The organism is uncultured Gemella sp. (assembly GCF_963515875.1).
In the GTDB taxonomy this organism is placed as follows: Bacteria; Bacillota; Bacilli; order Staphylococcales; family Gemellaceae; genus Gemella.
On the sequence record NZ_CAUPZX010000040.1, the window covers coordinates 1 to 16,767 of the forward strand.

Annotated in this window: 16 protein-coding genes and 1 pseudogene; 15 read left to right on the forward strand and 2 right to left on the reverse strand. The window is 30.1% G+C overall.

What is annotated here, in order from left to right; all coding sequences use genetic code 11:
* Positions 1 to 189 precede the first annotated feature (189 nt).
* Together RWL85_RS06930 and RWL85_RS06935 are read left to right on the forward strand one after the other, a co-directional pair.
* On the forward strand, positions 190 to 2,643 hold the full coding sequence (locus RWL85_RS06930) for a heavy metal translocating P-type ATPase (protein ID WP_314086446.1): 2,454 nt from the start codon (positions 190 to 192) through the stop codon (positions 2,641 to 2,643).
* A gap of 31 nt (positions 2,644 to 2,674) precedes the next feature.
* Positions 2,675 to 2,869 carry a heavy metal-associated domain-containing protein gene (locus RWL85_RS06935; protein ID WP_314086448.1) on the forward strand — a complete coding sequence of 65 codons (195 nt, stop codon included), beginning with the start codon at positions 2,675 to 2,677 and terminating at the stop codon, positions 2,867 to 2,869.
* Positions 2,870 to 2,923: 54 nt separating this feature from the next.
* On the opposite strand, the gene RWL85_RS06940 is transcribed toward RWL85_RS06935, so the two are convergent.
* The gene (locus RWL85_RS06940; protein WP_314086452.1) at positions 2,924 to 3,760 is read right to left on the reverse strand and encodes a DegV family protein; all 837 of its coding nucleotides are present in this window, start codon (positions 3,758 to 3,760) and stop codon (positions 2,924 to 2,926) included.
* 510 nt (positions 3,761 to 4,270) lie between these two features.
* Here RWL85_RS06940 and RWL85_RS06945 point away from each other — a divergent pair.
* From RWL85_RS06945 to RWL85_RS07000, 12 genes and pseudogenes are all read left to right on the forward strand, one after another.
* Positions 4,271 to 5,878 (forward strand): annotated as a pseudogene (locus RWL85_RS06945) (1-deoxy-D-xylulose-5-phosphate synthase).
* Between the two features lie 206 nt (positions 5,879 to 6,084).
* The gene (locus tag RWL85_RS06950) at positions 6,085 to 7,995 is read left to right on the forward strand and encodes a PRD domain-containing protein (RefSeq protein WP_314086454.1); all 1,911 of its coding nucleotides are present in this window, start codon (positions 6,085 to 6,087) and stop codon (positions 7,993 to 7,995) included.
* Positions 7,996 to 8,010: 15 nt separating this feature from the next.
* Positions 8,011 to 8,451: a transcriptional regulator GutM gene (locus RWL85_RS06955; RefSeq protein ID WP_314086457.1), complete on the forward strand. Its 441-nt coding sequence runs from the start codon at positions 8,011 to 8,013 to the stop codon at positions 8,449 to 8,451.
* Between the two features lie 19 nt (positions 8,452 to 8,470).
* Complete coding sequence (locus RWL85_RS06960; protein ID WP_006364082.1) at positions 8,471 to 9,016, forward strand: PTS glucitol/sorbitol transporter subunit IIC; 546 nt, start codon at positions 8,471 to 8,473, stop codon at positions 9,014 to 9,016.
* A gap of 17 nt (positions 9,017 to 9,033) precedes the next feature.
* The gene (locus RWL85_RS06965; RefSeq protein ID WP_314086460.1) at positions 9,034 to 10,041 is read left to right on the forward strand and encodes a glucitol/sorbitol-specific PTS transporter subunit IIBC; all 1,008 of its coding nucleotides are present in this window, start codon (positions 9,034 to 9,036) and stop codon (positions 10,039 to 10,041) included.
* Between the two features lie 91 nt (positions 10,042 to 10,132).
* Positions 10,133 to 10,489, forward strand: a complete 357-nt coding sequence (locus RWL85_RS06970; RefSeq protein WP_006364084.1) for a PTS glucitol/sorbitol transporter subunit IIA — start codon at positions 10,133 to 10,135, stop codon at positions 10,487 to 10,489.
* Positions 10,490 to 10,504: 15 nt separating this feature from the next.
* Complete coding sequence (locus tag RWL85_RS06975) at positions 10,505 to 11,302, forward strand: SDR family oxidoreductase (protein WP_314086463.1); 798 nt, start codon at positions 10,505 to 10,507, stop codon at positions 11,300 to 11,302.
* A gap of 98 nt (positions 11,303 to 11,400) precedes the next feature.
* Positions 11,401 to 12,078, forward strand: coding sequence for an HAD family phosphatase (locus RWL85_RS06980; protein ID WP_314086465.1), 678 nt, complete (start codon positions 11,401 to 11,403; stop codon positions 12,076 to 12,078).
* Positions 12,059 to 12,730 carry a transaldolase family protein gene (locus RWL85_RS06985; RefSeq protein WP_314086467.1) on the forward strand — a complete coding sequence of 224 codons (672 nt, stop codon included), beginning with the start codon at positions 12,059 to 12,061 and terminating at the stop codon, positions 12,728 to 12,730. Before RWL85_RS06980 ends, RWL85_RS06985 begins: the two co-directional genes overlap by 20 nt.
* Positions 12,731 to 12,768: 38 nt before the next feature.
* Positions 12,769 to 12,915: a hypothetical protein gene (locus tag RWL85_RS06990; RefSeq protein ID WP_314086469.1), complete on the forward strand. Its 147-nt coding sequence runs from the start codon at positions 12,769 to 12,771 to the stop codon at positions 12,913 to 12,915.
* 101 nt (positions 12,916 to 13,016) lie between these two features.
* Positions 13,017 to 13,715 carry an HAD family hydrolase gene (locus RWL85_RS06995; RefSeq protein WP_314086471.1) on the forward strand — a complete coding sequence of 233 codons (699 nt, stop codon included), beginning with the start codon at positions 13,017 to 13,019 and terminating at the stop codon, positions 13,713 to 13,715.
* Positions 13,716 to 13,827: 112 nt separating this feature from the next.
* On the forward strand, positions 13,828 to 14,826 hold the full coding sequence (locus tag RWL85_RS07000; protein ID WP_314086473.1) for a D-2-hydroxyacid dehydrogenase: 999 nt from the start codon (positions 13,828 to 13,830) through the stop codon (positions 14,824 to 14,826).
* 268 nt (positions 14,827 to 15,094) lie between these two features.
* Here the strand turns inward: RWL85_RS07000 and mscL are convergent, their stop codons facing one another.
* Positions 15,095 to 15,466 (reverse strand): large conductance mechanosensitive channel protein MscL, encoded by a 372-nt coding sequence (gene mscL / locus RWL85_RS07005; protein WP_314086475.1) that lies wholly within the window; start codon positions 15,464 to 15,466, stop codon positions 15,095 to 15,097.
* Between the two features lie 324 nt (positions 15,467 to 15,790).
* Here mscL and RWL85_RS07010 point away from each other — a divergent pair, with 324 nt between their 5' ends.
* Positions 15,791 to 16,660 carry a LytTR family transcriptional regulator DNA-binding domain-containing protein gene (locus RWL85_RS07010; protein WP_314086478.1) on the forward strand — a complete coding sequence of 290 codons (870 nt, stop codon included), beginning with the start codon at positions 15,791 to 15,793 and terminating at the stop codon, positions 16,658 to 16,660.
* Positions 16,661 to 16,767 lie beyond the last annotated feature (107 nt).

Consider the following 16,767-nt stretch of genomic DNA (forward strand, 5'->3'; position numbering starts at 1 on the left):
CAGTAAAAGGGGTACATATCATTTCTACGAAATCACGATTTTTGAGTCACTCCCTATATCATAATGATAGCTGTTATTGATTATTTAAAATATTGTTGACTATACTTTTAGATGGTAGTATACTTAATTTATAACAAAGACTACAAATGTAGACGAATAAAAATATTTAAGAGAAGGTGTGATTAATATATGGTAAAAAATGAAACATATTTAATTGAAGGGATGAGCTGTGCTTCTTGTGCAGCACATATTGAAGATAGTTTAAAACAAGTTGATAATTTATCAGATGTCAATGTAAACCTTGCAACAAGTAAACTTACTCTTGTCAGAGGAGAGGGAATAGATAGAACGAAAGTAGAAAAGATTGTAGAAAAATTGGGGTATAAGCTTACTTATATTTCTAGTGTAGAAGAGCGAACATTCATATTAGAAGGAATGAGTTGTGCAACGTGCGCGAAAAATATAGAAGATACGATTTCATCTTTAGATGGAACAGAAAAAGCCATTGTAAATTTCGCTACTGAGAAGATGGTAGTAGAATTTGATAAAGAAAAATTAAGTGTAGCTGAGATTGAGAGAAAAGTAGAAGAAGCGGGCTATAAAGCAAGATTAGAGATAGATAATTCGGTAGATGACCAAGCTGAGAAAAAACAACAAGAAATAGATAGTATTTGGAAAAGATTTATTTATTCAGCTATATTTACAGTGCCTGTGTTGTACATAGCGATGGCTGAGATGGTGGGATTACCTATGTTGGAAAGTTTAAGTCCAATGGGAAATCCAAAATTATTTTCAACTGTACAGTTTATTCTGGTGTTACCTGTTTCGTATTTTGGTAGAAAATTCTTTAGTGTAGGAATTAGAGCTCTTCTTAGAAGAAAACCTAATATGGATTCTTTAGTAGCGTTAGGAGCAGGGGCAGCATTCTTATACAGTATTTATTCAACGATATTAGTATATTTAGGTGATGAACATGCAGCTATGAATTTGTACTATGAATCTGCAGCGGTAATCTTAACATTGATTACACTAGGTAAATACTTTGAAGGAGTATCGAAAAGTCGTACTACAAATGCTATTAGTAAGTTGGTTGGGTTAGTGCCAAAAACAGCTAATTTAATTATAGATGGTGAAGAACATGTAGTAGCCGTAGATGAAATATCTACAGGTGATATACTTCTTGTTCGTCCTGGTGAAAAAGTACCTCTTGATGGAGTCGTGATTGAAGGTCGTTCGACTGTAGATGAATCGATGTTAACAGGGGAAAGTATCCCTGTAGAAAAAGACATTAATAGTAAAGTAGTAGGAGCAAGTATCAATAAAACAGGTGTTTTCAAAATGAAAGTTACCAAAGTTGGAAAAGATACTACTTTATCACAGATTATTAAACTTGTTGAAGATGCTCAAAATTCTAAAGCTCCGATTGCAAAACTTGCAGATAAAATTTCAGGAGTATTTGTTCCTATCGTTATTGTTTTAGCACTAATAGCTGGAATTTTATGGTACTTTGTTGGAGATGCATCTTGGAGTTTTTCTCTAAAAATTATTATCGCAGTGCTTGTTATTGCTTGTCCGTGTGCCTTAGGTTTAGCTACACCGACAGCTATAATGGTAGGTACAGGTAAGGGAGCTGAACACGGTATTTTAATAAAAAGTTCAGAAGCTTTACAGTTAGCTAAAGAAGTTGATACTGTTGTTTTTGATAAAACTGGAACATTGACAGAAGGTAAAATTTCAGTAACTGATATAATGACATTTAATAATTTAAAAGAAGAAGTTCTCTTGCAATTTGCAGCGAGTGTAGAATATCTTTCTGAACACCCATTAGGTTTAGCAATCGTAGATGAAGCTAAAAATAGAAATTTAGATTTGTTAGAAGTTAAAGATTTTAGTTCGTTAACAGGATTAGGTATTTCATCAATAGTTGATGGAAAGTCAGTACTTATTGGTAATGAGAAATTAATGGTGGAAAATAATATTTCTACAAAAGATTCAGTTGAAAAAGCAGAGAAATTTGCTTCAGAAGGAAAAACACCATTATTCATAGCTATAGACTCTGAACTTGCAGGAATTATAGCTGTTGCTGATCAGATTAAAGCGAGTAGTTTAGAAACTGTTGAAAGATTACATAATTTAGGGTTAGAGGTAGTTATGTTGACTGGTGACAATAAAAAAACTGCGCAAGTAATTGCAGAACAATTATTGATAGACAAAGTTGTTAGTGAAGTTTTACCAGAAGATAAAGCAAATGAAATTAAAAAGCTTCAAGCTCAAGGTAAAAAGGTAGCAATGGTTGGTGATGGTATTAATGATGCGCCGGCTTTAGTACAAGCTGAAGTCGGAATAGCTGTAGGAACAGGAACAGATGTAGCAATCGATGCGGCAGATATAGTGCTAATGAAACCTGACTTAAATTCTGTTGTTAATGCTATAGTTTTAAGTAAAAAAACTATAACAAATATTAAAGAAAATCTATTCTGGGCATTCTTCTATAATGTTATAGGTATTCCTTTTGCGATGGGAGTATTCTACATATTCGGAGGACCATTGTTAAATCCGATGTTGGCAGGAGCTGCAATGAGTTTTAGTTCTATATCTGTAGTTCTAAATGCGTTAAGATTAAAAAGAGTAAAATTAAATTAATAAAATCAATAAAAAGAAAGAAGGATAAATTATGAAAAATGAATATAATATCGAAGGCGTAAAATGTGGTGGTTGTGTCGCTGTTGTTAAAGAAAAATTATCAAAACTAGATAATGTTGATAATGTTGAAATAAATATTCAAGAAAAAACTATTGTAGTAGAGGGAGATGTTTCGAAGGAAGATCTTCAAGCTGTGTTAGTAGAAACAAATTTTAAAATAGTTTAATAGAAAAACACCTTAGGATTAGTTTGTAATCTAATTCTAAGGTGTTTTTGTGTTTTATTTGTCGTAACCTAAATATCCTATTGCAATAGCTTTAGGTCCTGCGTGAGATCCAATTACAGGAGAAATAATTTCTGTTTCAACTTCTATATCACCAAAAGTTTTCTTGATAGATACCATTGCTTTTTCTAATAATTCATCAGTTGTATAAAGAACAAATAAACTCTTTGGATTTTTTTCTTTAATTTCTTCACACATTTTTGAAAGAACTTTATTCATTCCTCTGTGTTTTCCGCTGACAGTAAGAAGTCCATCCTTGATGGTAATAATAGGAAGGATATTTAGCAGGTTTGATAGGACGAATTGAGTTTTAGTAAGTCTACCTCCAGCATATACATATTCCATAGTTTCTACAGTTACAAGAACATTGTGTTGTGCGGAAAGCTCAGTATATCTAGCTTCAATATTTTCAAAGGATAAACTACCTTCTTCGAATTCTTTAATTATTTTCTCGATAGCAATTCCTACCATTCGTGCTATTTGAAAAGTATCGATTATCTTGATTTCAATACCATCAATAAGTTCTTTAGCTTGTACGAAAGAAGAATATGTCCCTGATAGTTTTGAAGAGACGCTGAAAGCAACGATGCGCTCTACGCCTTGTTGTTTAAGTTCTTCATAAATTCTTAAGATTTTCCCTACTGCAGGTTGGCTTGTGCTAGGCTTTTGTCCATTATGTATTCTTTTATAAAATTCGTCAGGAGTTATAGTAACGTTATCCTCGAAAACTTCATCATCAAGACGAACTTCAACAGGGATAACTGTAATTGGATTGTTTTTTTCAAAGTTTTTATTAATTTGTAGTGCTGAATCGCACACAAAAGCTGTTTTCATAAAATTAACCTCTTGTACATTGTTTTTAAATAGTTATATTTAACTACGTTCTTATATGATATAATAAAAATAAAATTTTTTCAACTGAAAAGTGAAATAAAAAATTCACTTTTATACAAAGTGTAAGTATTAAAAGGTTAATAAAATAAGATGTTAAGGCTTTGATAATGTTGGAATTAATTTAGAAAGTTACACACTTTATCTCTAATTATATTTATATTTATTGATTGAGGCATTTAATAACTATCAAAGAATAATAAAAAGTATTACTAAACCTATAATAAAAATGAATACTTAGGCTAGATTAATTTATGTTATAATGATATTAATACAAATTGATAGAAATAGGAGGGATAAATATGATTTTAGAAAAAATTTCAGGACCTCAGGATCTTAAAAAAATTAACAATAGAAGAATTACAAACTCTGGCCGATGAAACAAGAACGGTATTATTATAAAAAATTAGTTCTCACGGAGGCCATAGTGGACCGAATTTAGGAATGGTGGAGATGACAGTTGCCTCACATCATGTATTCGATTCACCTGTAGATAAGATAATTTTTGATGTATCGCATCAAACTTATATTCGTAAAATGCTAACAGGACGCCAAAAGGCATTTATAGACCCTAAATATTATGATGATATTTCTGGATATACGAATCCAAAAGAAAGTGAGCATGATCTTTTTACTATTGGACATACCTAAACTTCATTATCGTTAGCAAGTGGTATACTGCACGCAAGAGATTTAAAGAAAGAAAAAGGAAATGTTGTGGCAATTATTGGAGATGGTTCTTTATCAGGTGGAATGGCCTATGAGAGTCTAAATACAATAGCTACATTAGGAACTAATGCAATAACTATAATAAATGATAATGACCAATCTATTGCTAAAAATCCTAAAGGTGGTATATATACTGCATTAAGAGAGTTACGTGAAAATAAAGGTCAGGTAACAAACAATATTTTTAAAGCATTAGGATATGATTATCACTACTTAGAAGATGGTAATAACTTAGAAGAACTAATTTCATTATTTAAAGAAGTAAAAGATATAGATCATCCGGTAGTATTACACATTTACACAGAAAAAGGTAAAGGATTTGAACCGGCAGAAAAAGACCATGAAAAATTCCATGCTGGTGGACCGTTTAGTTTAGAAACTGGAGAATATAAAAATCAAGGGGCCTCTTCTCAAACATACAATGGTATTACATCTCAATATTTAGCTAAAAAATTAGAAGAAGATTCATTAGCTATTGTTGTAAATGCAGGGACACCAAGAATAGTTTTCGATAGAGAAATAAGAGAAAAATTTAGAAATCAATTTGTAGATGTTGGTATTGCAGAACAACAAGCAGCAACTATGACAACAGGATTAGCTAAAAATGGAGCAAAACCTATTTGGTCAGTATTTTCTACATTCTTACAAAGAGCATATGATCAACTTTCTCATGATATGGCATTAAATAATCAAGCAGGGGTAGTATTAGTCTACGGCGCATCAATAAAATCAATGAATGATGAAAGTCATCTAGGATTTTTTGATATACCATTTATATCTCATATACCAAACTTTGTTTATTTAGCACCTACTAATAAAGAAGAGCACTTAGCGATGTTAGATTGGGCAATTAATCAAAATAATCATCCAGTAGCTATTAGAGTTCCTGTAGGAAGTGTTGTGGAAACTAGCGAAGAAGATACAACAGATTATTCTATATTAAATAAGAATAAAGTAGTTAAAGCTGGAAAACAGATTGCGATATTTGGAGTTGGAAACTTTTATGGCTTAGCTGAAAAAGTCGTTGAACAACTGAAATCTAAACATAATATAGAAGCAACATTAGTAAATCCAAAGTTCTTAACAGGTTTGGATAAAGAATTATTAAATTCTTTAGAAGAAAATCATAAGTTAGTTGTAACGATTGAAGATGGTATAGTAGAAGGTGGATACGGTCAAATTGTAGCAAGCTTCCTAGGAAATATAGGCTTAAAAGTACAAAACTATGGAATAAATAAAAAATTCTATGATAGATATAAAGTAGAAGAATTAATGGAAGAAAATGGTTTAACCGTAGATAATATAGTAAAAAATATTATAGAAAGTCTATAAAATAAGTAAAAGCATCCTCAATTTTTTGAGGATGCTTTTTCTATTTAAAACTATATTATATAAATTATTTTGTTTAGAAATATATGTAGTTAAACTCATGAGAGTAGGGTTTTATAAAAAATTAAAGCGTTTTTCTTTTTAAGAGAAAATAACTGTATTAATTTTTTGAAACGCTAACATTATAATAAATGTAGGTGGTGAAGCAAATGGAGATTTTTAATTATGATAATAGAAGTTTGAGACTACTAAATATACTAGAATCTAACTTTTTAGTTCAGGATCAATACTTACTAGATGTATTAAAGGTAAGTTCAAAAACTATTAGTAATGAAATAAAATCTTTAAATGAATTATTTGAAGACTGTGCATACATAGAAAATAAAAATTCAAATTATAGTCTTTTTATTACAAAGTTAGAAGAATACTTAAAGAGAAAAAGATCTATATATGAAGCTAGTGTTAATTTTGATTCTAGTAAGGTAAGGCTAGTATATATATTTAAGACATTAGTTTCATCGGGCGAAAGTGCACTAATAGACGATTTAGCTTTTGAAATGATAGTTAGTAGAACAACTTTAAATTCCGATATAAAAAAATTAAATGACATTATAAGTAGTTATAATCTTGTTATAAAAGGAAAACCTAATACAGGTATTAAAGTAGTTGGTCTAGAAAAAGATATTAGAATTTTTATTTTAGAAAATATTTTTAATTATATGTACAAGGAAGATATTTTTGATAAAGATGATAATATGTTTTTTGATGAAACATTTGAAAAGTACAAAATTGATAAACAGGCAAAAGCTGAATTTTTCAGATACTTAACAGTGTCTTTAGATCGATTTGCTAATGGCTTTTATCTAAACTTTGAAGAAAAGCAATATGAAGAATTATTAAACAACTACGCACAACCTTTTATTAACGAGATAAGTGATTATATAGAGAATAAATATAAGATAAGCTTATCTACTGATGAAATCAAATTTTTAGCGATTTGCTTTGCTACGATGAGAGTTCCTACAAAAATAAATAAAATAAGAGAAAATCTAAAATATACTGAAGAGTATACAAAACTTGTTCAGGAAATTTTAGAAACAGTTGTTTACGAGTATGGACTTGAATTTGATACTTCGGATATAATTGAAGAATTTATCTATCATATATACTTCTTAATGGAACGATTAAAATACGGTGTTAGATATAACAACAATATGAAAGAGAAAATTAAAGAACAATATCCGGTATCATATAAAATTGCTAAAACTGCCAGTAAAGTAATTAACAATAAGTATAACTATATAGTTTCAGAAGATGAAATTAGTTATCTAGCAATATATTTTGAAACGTTATTGAAGAAAATAAAAGTTCAATCTGAAAATCTAAGTGTCTTGTTGATAACTAATTCAGGACCAGCATATAGCAAACTTATGATAAATGAAATAGAAAGTATAATAGTAAATTCACAAGTATCAGCATACACCACTTTTGAAAAAGTTGATTATAGTAAATTTAATATTATAATTTCTACTGAGGATATGAAGTTTGAAACAGAAATGCCGGTTATTTATCAAAATGAAATTTTAGATAAGATGTACTTGAAAAAAGAAATTAATTTTCTACAATATGTTAATAAAATGAATAATCCTAGTATTCGAGGAATGGAATCAGTATTGCTAAGCTCGATGAGAGAAGAGACATTTTTCAAATGTGATAGCAAAAAAACATATGCTGAAAATATTGATTTTATGATAGAAGAGTTAATAAAACAGCATTTAGTAGATGATAAGTTTTTAAAGAGAATCAGAGAAAGAGAAAAAAAATCGTCTATGATTTTTGAGAAAAATGTAGCATTTCCACATACGATAAATAAACTGGGAGATGATTTAATAATTGCTCTAGGGGTAAGCGAAAAAGGATTTAAGGATAATAAAGACTTAAAACTAATATTTATGGCGTGTGTACCTGAAGGAGAAAAAAATGGGTTGATTTTAGCTAAAACCTATGATGAATTAATTTCTATTATTAAAGATGAAAAATTAATTACAGATATATCTAAAATAGATAATTATGACTTATTAGTAAATTACTTTATAAAAAATACTAATTTATATAGATAGCAATTAGGAGGACATATGAATTTAATAGTTTTAGGAATACTCTTTATTTTAGCATTTATTTTACAATATGCTTTAACTTATGTTCAGTTAAATAGTTTCAAACGAAGCTATAGTAAACTTAGACGAATAGGTAGAGTAGTAATAGGAAGAAAAAAAGGTGCTGCACGTGCGGGAGCAATTGTTATGCTAGCTATAGACGATAATGATAAGGTTATCACTGGAGAAGCTATGCAAGGAGTAACAGTACTTGCTAGATTTAAAAAATTTGAATATTTCAATGGTCTTAAAGTAGGGACTATAAATAGAGAAGATTGTAAAGCGATAAAACTATCAGCATCTTTAACTAGTGCAGTGCTTGACGGAGTTGTTAATTATAAAACAATTTCTGCTGGTGGACAGGTTGAAATGGAGCTAAGTCCATTTGGGAAATTAGCAAAAAAATTAAAATTAAATTAAATATTATAAGGAGGACAATATGGATTATATTGTTAAATTAGCATCAGGCTTTACAGGTTTATTTGACGAAGGTGCAAAAGTATTCGTAAGTTGGGTTGGAGGAATCGTACCGAAAGTATTATTACTACTTGTATTTATGAATGCATTAGTTGCTTTTATTGGACCACACAGAGTAGAAAAATTTGCTAAAGTGTGTTCTAAAAATGTAATTTTAGCTTACGGAATTTTACCATTCGTTTCTGCATTTATGTTAGCAAACCCTATGGCATTATCAATGGGTAAATTTTTACCAGAACGTATGAAACCTAGTTATTATGCATCTGCATCATATCACTGTCATACAAACAGTGGGATATTTCCACACATTAACGTTGGTGAAATTTTCATCTACTTAGGTATTGCAAATGGAATTACTCAATTAGGATTAGACGTTACACCATTAGCAATTAGATACCTTCTTGTAGGGTTAGTAATGAACTTCTTTGCTGGATGGGTTACAGATTTCACAACAAAAATTGTTATGAAACAACAAAAAATTGAATTAAGTAATGAATTAAAAGCGTAGGATTAGGAGAAATAATTATGACATACGGAACAATTAAAATAGAAAAAGGTAGTGGTGGTTTCGGTGGGCCTTTAGTAGTAACTCCAAAACCAGGGAAAGATAAAATTTTATATATCACAGGTGGTGGAGCTGAACCTGAAATCGTAGAAAAAATCGTAAAATTAACAGGTGCTACAGCGGTTAATGGATTTAAAACATCAGTACCAGACGAAGAAATTTTCTTAGCAATTATTGACTGTGGTGGAACATTACGTTGTGGTATTTATCCACAAAAAAGAATTCCAACAGTTAACATTATGCCTGTTGGACCAAGTGGACCACTTGCTAAATTTATTAAAGAATATATTTATGTTTCAGCTGTAGGATTAGATCAAATCTCATTAGCTGAAGGTAGTGAAGAAGTAGTAGTTGAGGAAAAAACTCAAGAAGAACCAAAACGTGAATTTAAATATAGTGCAGATAAAAAAGTTTCACAAAGTTTAGCAGAAAATGCTAAATCATCTGTTATTCAAAAAATCGGTATGGGTGCTGGTAAAGTAGTTCATACATTATACCAAGCTGCAAGAGATGCAGTTCAATCAATGATTACAACAATTTTACCATTTATGGCATTTGTTGCGATGTTAATAGGGGTTATCCAAGGATCAGGATTTGGTAACTGGTTTGCTAAATTATTAACTCCGTTAGCAGGAAACATCTTTGGATTAGTAGCTTTAGGATTTGTATGTTCTATTCCACTATTATCAGCGTTACTTGGACCTGGTGCAGTAATTGCACAAATTATCGGTACATTAATTGGGGTTGAAATCGGAAAAGGAACTATTCCTCCACAATTAGCATTACCTGCATTATTTGCAATCAATACACAATGTGCTTGTGACTTTATCCCAGTTGGTTTAGGTCTTGCAGAAGCTGAACCAGAAACAGTAGAAGTAGGGGTAGTATCTGTACTTTACTCAAGATTTATTATTGGGGTGCCAAGGGTTATCGTAGCTTGGTTAGCAAGCTTTGGAATGTACTCTTAAAATTTTATAGGAAGCGGTCTTCGCTTCCTACATTAACGACATAGTCGACCGTAAATGAATGAATAAAAATATAAGCAAAGGAAGAATGAGTATGATAATTTATGAAAATACAATAAAAAGTAAAGGAAGTCTTGTAGGTGAATTTGGTGATGGGATGTTTATCCTTTTTGGAGATAATGCACCAGATATGTTAAAAGATTATTGTTATGGAATTGATGTAGTACCTACTAATACAACTATTGAAGTAGGTCAAACATTAAAAGTAGATGGAGAAGAGTTTGAAATTCTTGGTGTAGGTGATGTAGCTGAGAAAAATCTAGTAGACTTAGGACATCTAACAGTGCATTTCTCTGGTGATTTAGATAATTTATTACCAGGGGCAATCGTAGTGGAAGAAAAAAGCTGTCCAGCAATTGATATTAATACAAAAATTACAATAGAAAAATAATAAGGAGAAATAATTATGAGTTGGTTAAATTTAGAAGGAAAAACAGTAGTAGTAACAGGTGGAGCATCAGGTATTGGAGCAGCAGTAGTTGATGAATTCTTAAATCAAGGATGTAATGTAGTAGTAAGTGACTTAGCAGAAAAAGAGTCTGATAATGATAAATTACTATATGTTAAATGTGATGTAACTAAGAGAAGCGATGTTAAAGAAGTTGTAGCTAAAACTTTAGAAAAATTTGGAACAATCGATATTCTTGTAAATAATGCTGGAATTAATATTCCTCGTTTATTAGTAGATAAAAATGATCCTGAAGGGAAATATGAGTTTAGTGACGAAGTATACGACAAAATTATGGATATAAATGTAAAAGGTCTATTTATCTTCTCTCAAGAAGTTGGACGTATACTAGTTGCTAAAGGTAGTGGTGTAATAGTAAACATGTCTTCAGAATCTGGATTAGAAGGATCAGAAGGGCAAAGTATTTATGCTGCAAGTAAAAATGCTGTAAACTCACTTACACGTTCTTGGGCAAAAGAACTGGGTAAATTAGGAGTTAGAGTAGTAGGTGTAGCACCAGGTATATTAGAAGCGACAGGACTTAGAACATTAGCTTACGAAGAAGCGTTAGCTTACACTCGTGGAGTAACAGTAGAACAAATTCGTGCGGGGTATACAAGTACAAAAACTACTCCACTAGGAAGAGATGGGAAATTATCAGAAGTTGCGGATTTAGTTACATACATAGCAAGTGATAGAGCAAGTTATGTTCATGGTGTTACGTATAATGTAGCAGGTGGAAAAACAAGAGGTTAATAGATGAAATAGGGGAGATTCCCCTATTTTTTGTAGTTTGTGATTTTTTATTATTTCTATTATAATAACTGTAAAGAACAAAAAGTGAGGTTGGTTAAATGGATATAAAAGCTGTGTTATTTGATATGGATGGACTAATGGTTGATACGGAAAGTTTGGCGACTGAAGCGTTTATTCATAGTGCGAAAAAGCAAGGATATGATATGACAAAAGAAGAGACACTTCTAGTATTAGGATTTACTACTAAAAGTATTTATGATTTTTGGGAAAATTATTTCAAAAATTCTGATGTTAGTGGAAAACAACTAGTAGATGATCATTATAAATATATAGAAGATATTTTATTTACCACAGGGCCAAGGAAAATGCAATATATCGAAGAGTTATTAAAATATTTGAAAAATAGTAATTATAAAGTAGCGGTAGCATCATCATCTAGTATGAACCACATAATAAATAATATGGAAAAGACTGACTTGAAGAAATATATAGATGAGTTTGCTAGTGGAGCTGAGGTTGAAAATGGGAAGCCGGCACCGGATGTGTTCTTATTAGCTGCAAAGCGCTTAGGTGTAAAATCAGAAGAGTGTTTAGTTTTAGAAGATTCTAAGGCTGGTGTGATAGCGGGGAGTTCGGCAGGAGCTAAAGTTATTATGGTTCCTGATATGTTTAAACCAGATGAAGTTTGTAAAGAAAAAGCTTATAGAATTGTTAATAATCTGGGAGAGGTTATAAGTATTTTAGAGGAGAAAAATAATGAAAATTTTAATAGATAGTGCAGATGTAGAAAAAATTAAAGAAATATCGAAATATAGAGAGATAACAGGAATAACGACTAATCCAACAATCTTATCGAAAGTAGAAGGAAATATTAAAAATATTTTAAAAGAATTAAAGCAATTTACTTATGATAAATATGAAATTCATATACAAACAACAGAAAGTGAAGTTGAAGGAATATTAAGTGAAGCAAGAGTACTTAGAAAATTTTTTGGAGAAACATTTTATATAAAAATTCCTGTAACAAAGGCTGGTTTAGAAGCTATTAAACTCTGTTCAAGCGAGGGGATTAAGGTGACAGCTACAGCAGTTCTAAGTCCTATGCAAGCATTGGCTGCTGCCATGAATGGAGCAAGTTATGTAGCGCCGTATGTGAATAGAATGGAAAATGTCGGACAAGACGCAACAGAAATAATTTCTGTAATAAGTGATTTATTAATAGATTATCCAACAGAGATTTTGGCTGCGAGTTTTAAAAATATAAAACAGATTCAAGAAGTCTTGCTTCAAGGAGCTGGAGCAGTAACTATATCTCCTGAATTAATAGAAACAAGTGTTTGGCATCCTTATACAGATAAGTCTGTTATAGACTTTAAAATTGATTGGAAAAATAAATTTGGTGATAAAAAAATTGTTGATATGATATAATAATTAAAAATAAAATATGTTTAGAAATGGAGAATAGTATGAATAATATGAATAACGTAGAAGGTATGACGGATGAACAGTTTATGGCTTATAAAGAGATACTTCTGCAGTTAGTTTTAGAGATGATAGAAAATAGTGAAACGCTAGAAGAAGCAAAAAATAAAATAGAAAAACTAATGAAATAATTTTTAGAATCAACTCAATAAATAATTAGAAAGTCTAAACCTTCGAGCGAAGCCTAGTGATTATGATGATATTGAGTTGATTTTATTATAAGGAGAATAAAATGATTGGTCTTGTTTTTGATGTGGATGATACATTGTATGAACAGATAGTTCCATTTGAGAATGCGTATAAGAGTCTATTCGATATGGATATTGATATCGAGAAGTTTTATCTTTTAAGTAGATATTATAGCGATGTAAAATTTGAGGCTTCAAGAAATGGGGAGATGACTATGGATGAATATCATATTTATAGGATTCAAGAAGCGGCTAAGGATTTAGGTGTGTGTTTGACTGCTGAACAGGCACTCAGTATGCAAAAAGAATATAAAAAGAATCAACAAAAATTGCAAATGTCTAATACAACTATAAGTATTTTAGAGTTAGCAAAAGAGAATAATGTGAAGCTTGGAATTATTACGAATGGACTAAGTGAACATCAATGGGCTAAGATAAAGGCATTAGGTATTGAAAGCTGGATTAGTAGGGAGAATATTATAGTCTCTGGAGATTATGGTATAAATAAACCAGATGTTAGAATATTTGAGATTATGCAAGAAAAGTTACAACTTCCTAATGCTTCTCTATACTATATAGGAGATTCAATAGAAAATGATATAGTTGGAGCTAATAATGCAGACTGGAAAGGAATTTGGATAAATCGCTATAAGCGAAAATTACCAGAGGATATTGAAATTTATAAAATAGCGGAAAATAACAGAGAATTGTTCGAAATTATTAAAGAAATTTTTGAAAAGTAAAATAAAATAGTTTTAGTTAGTTAATTTTTATGGTAAAATTAGTTATATTGATTTTATTAGAAGTTTACTAGAATAAAATTGAACTAGTGCTTTGTCTAAGGAGGAAAAAAGTATGAAATTAGTATTTTTTAATTTAAGAGAAGATGAAAAGAGTGCTTTAGAAAGTTGGAGAAATTCTCACCCTGAGGTTGAAGTTGATGTTTATACTGAAGAGATTTCATTAGCTAATAAGCACTTATTAGAAGGAAAAGAAGGTGTAGTTTTAGCTCAAAACAAACCTTTCGAACGCGATGTATATGAATATGCAAAGGATCAAGGAGTTAAGGTTTTTGCGACACGTTCTGCTGGTTTTGATATTTATGATTTAGAATTAATGTCAGAGCTTGGGATTAAAATGACCAATGTTCCATCATATTCGCCAAATGCTATTGCTGAACATGTTCTTACTTCTGCGTTGCGTATTAGTAGAAATACAAATAAAATTCAACGCAATATAGAAAAACATAATTTCTCTTGGAATCCAGGGATATTATCTCGTGAGCTTAGAACTTTAACAGTAGGTGTTATAGGTACTGGAAGAATAGGTACTCAAGCTGCTCGATTATTCAATGCTTTAGGGTCTAAAGTTATAGGTTATGATGTATATCGAAATGAAGCGGCAAAAGAAGTACTAGATTATGTTGAGAATCTAGATGACTTAATAGCGAACTCTGATATCATTACTATTCATATGCCGGCTATTAAAGAATACAACCACATGGTAAATGATGAATTTCTTGCTAAGATGAAAGATAATTCAATCTTACTAAACGCAGCTCGTGGCATGCTAGTAGATACTAAGGCTGTTTTACGAGCTTTAGATAGTGGTAAACTTCTTGGTGCAGGGCTAGATGTTTACGAAAATGAAGGTAAATATGTTCCTAAAAACTTTGAAGGAAAAGAGTTTGATGATGAATTATTACAAACGCTAATAGATCGTGATGATGTAATCTACACACCTCATACAGCGTTTTATACAGAAACTGCAATCCAAAACCTTGTAGAAGGTGGATTAGAAGCAGCTGTTGAAGTAATTACAACTGGGACATCTGCAAATGTTGTAAATAAATAAAATATAGTTGAAGGGGCTATCTAAAAAGCCCTAAAATTTAACAAAGTTTATATGAAAATTCATAGACACAGTGGTTTATTGATTTTAAAAATATCTTTATAAAGGCTTTTTTGAAATCAATAAAATATGTAGGAGTGACTCGATAAAATCGATTTCTAAGAAATTACGATTTTTGAGTCACTCCCTTTTTCTTGTAGAAAAAAATTTTTCAGGAGGGTGAATATAGAAAAAAAGATCCGACATTGTCAGACCTTAAAATTTTAATTTACTATTTTTTTAATAAATCACGGATTTCTTTAAGAAGCTCTTCCTTAGCATCAACTTCTGGTACTTTTTCTTCAGCTTCTTCTTCTTTAGACATTTTATCTTTAGCTGTGTTGATAGCTTTAACGAAAATGAAGATTGCGATTGCTGTAATTAAGAAGTCAATTGTAATTTGAATAAAGTTACCGTATTTAATATTATTCCATGCTAAGTTAGTGAAGTCTGGTTTAGCAGGGAAAAGTAATCCGATTAGAGGCATCATAATGTCGGTTACTAATGAACTAACGATTTTTCCGAATGCAGCCCCGATGATAACCCCGATAGCAAGATCTAATACATTTCCTTTAAATGCAAATTTTTTGAATTCATTTAACATAAAAAATATCTCCTTTTAAAAATTAATACTAGAGTATATTATATCAAAATATCAATAAAATCAAGTATAAGAACTCACTTTTATGAAAAAAACAAAAGAAAACGTATTTTGATTTTAGTTATTATATTAGTTAAATATTTTTTTTATAAATTATATATGTATTTGTTAAGTATTTGTAATTAGTATATAATTTACCGAATAAACAAGAAAACTAACCGAATATGCATTATCTATAGATTTTTAAATATTTATTATATAAAATATAATTATGAAAGGAGCTAAAGATATGAAAGTTGAATTAAATATATGAAAGGAGGTGAAAATGTGAAAGTAGAATTAAATATAGATAAGAAATTTGAAGAAATAATAGTTACTATATCAGCAAATAAAGTGAATGATAAGATTCAAAATTTAGTGAATTATATAGAAAATAAGGAAGATTACTTTATAGGAGTTTTAGATGGGAAAGTACGTTTATTAAATACGGAGGATATTATAAGGGTATATGTTGAAGATAGAAAAGTATATGTAGTTACAGTTGAAGGTAGATTTATTGTTAGAAAAAAATTATATGAAGTGCAGAGTACATTAACTAAGGATTTTATAAAAATATCTCAAAGTGAAATAGCTAATGTTAAATATATTCATAGCTTAGATTTAGGATTGAGAGGAACAATAGTTATAAATTATAAAAATTCGGACATAAGTTATGTATCACGTAGGATGTTAAAAGTTATAGGAGGTATTAAAATGAAATTATTTCAAAAAATTATAATATTTATGTTGTTAGGGGTAGGAGTAGGAAACGTTATTAATCTAATATTTGGTATTTTGTATGGTCAGTTTTATCCTGGCATGCCATTGTATATTCAGAGTTTTGATAATCTAAATACGGCAGTATTAATTCAAACCTTAGTATATGCTATTTTAGGTTTATTACAAGGATTAGCTGGTAAAGTATTTCAAAGTAAGTTAAATGATAACATAGTAATAGTATTTGTATCACATTATTTTCTTATTATGTTACCACTTGTGTTAGCGGGTTATTATTTGAAATGGTTTAGTAGTCTTACTACTTTAATTTTAATGATGATTACAGCTACTGTGGTTTATGTTTTAATAGGAATAGTTCGATATTTTAGTATTAAAAATAGTATAAGTGAGATAAATATAAAATTAAGAGAGAATATGTAAGATTCAGTTGTCCAAAAGGAGGAGCAACACAAATTAATGATTTTGTGTTGCTCCTCAGATTGTTGACAAAACGACCAAAATATCAATGAAGATATTGATGTTTTGGT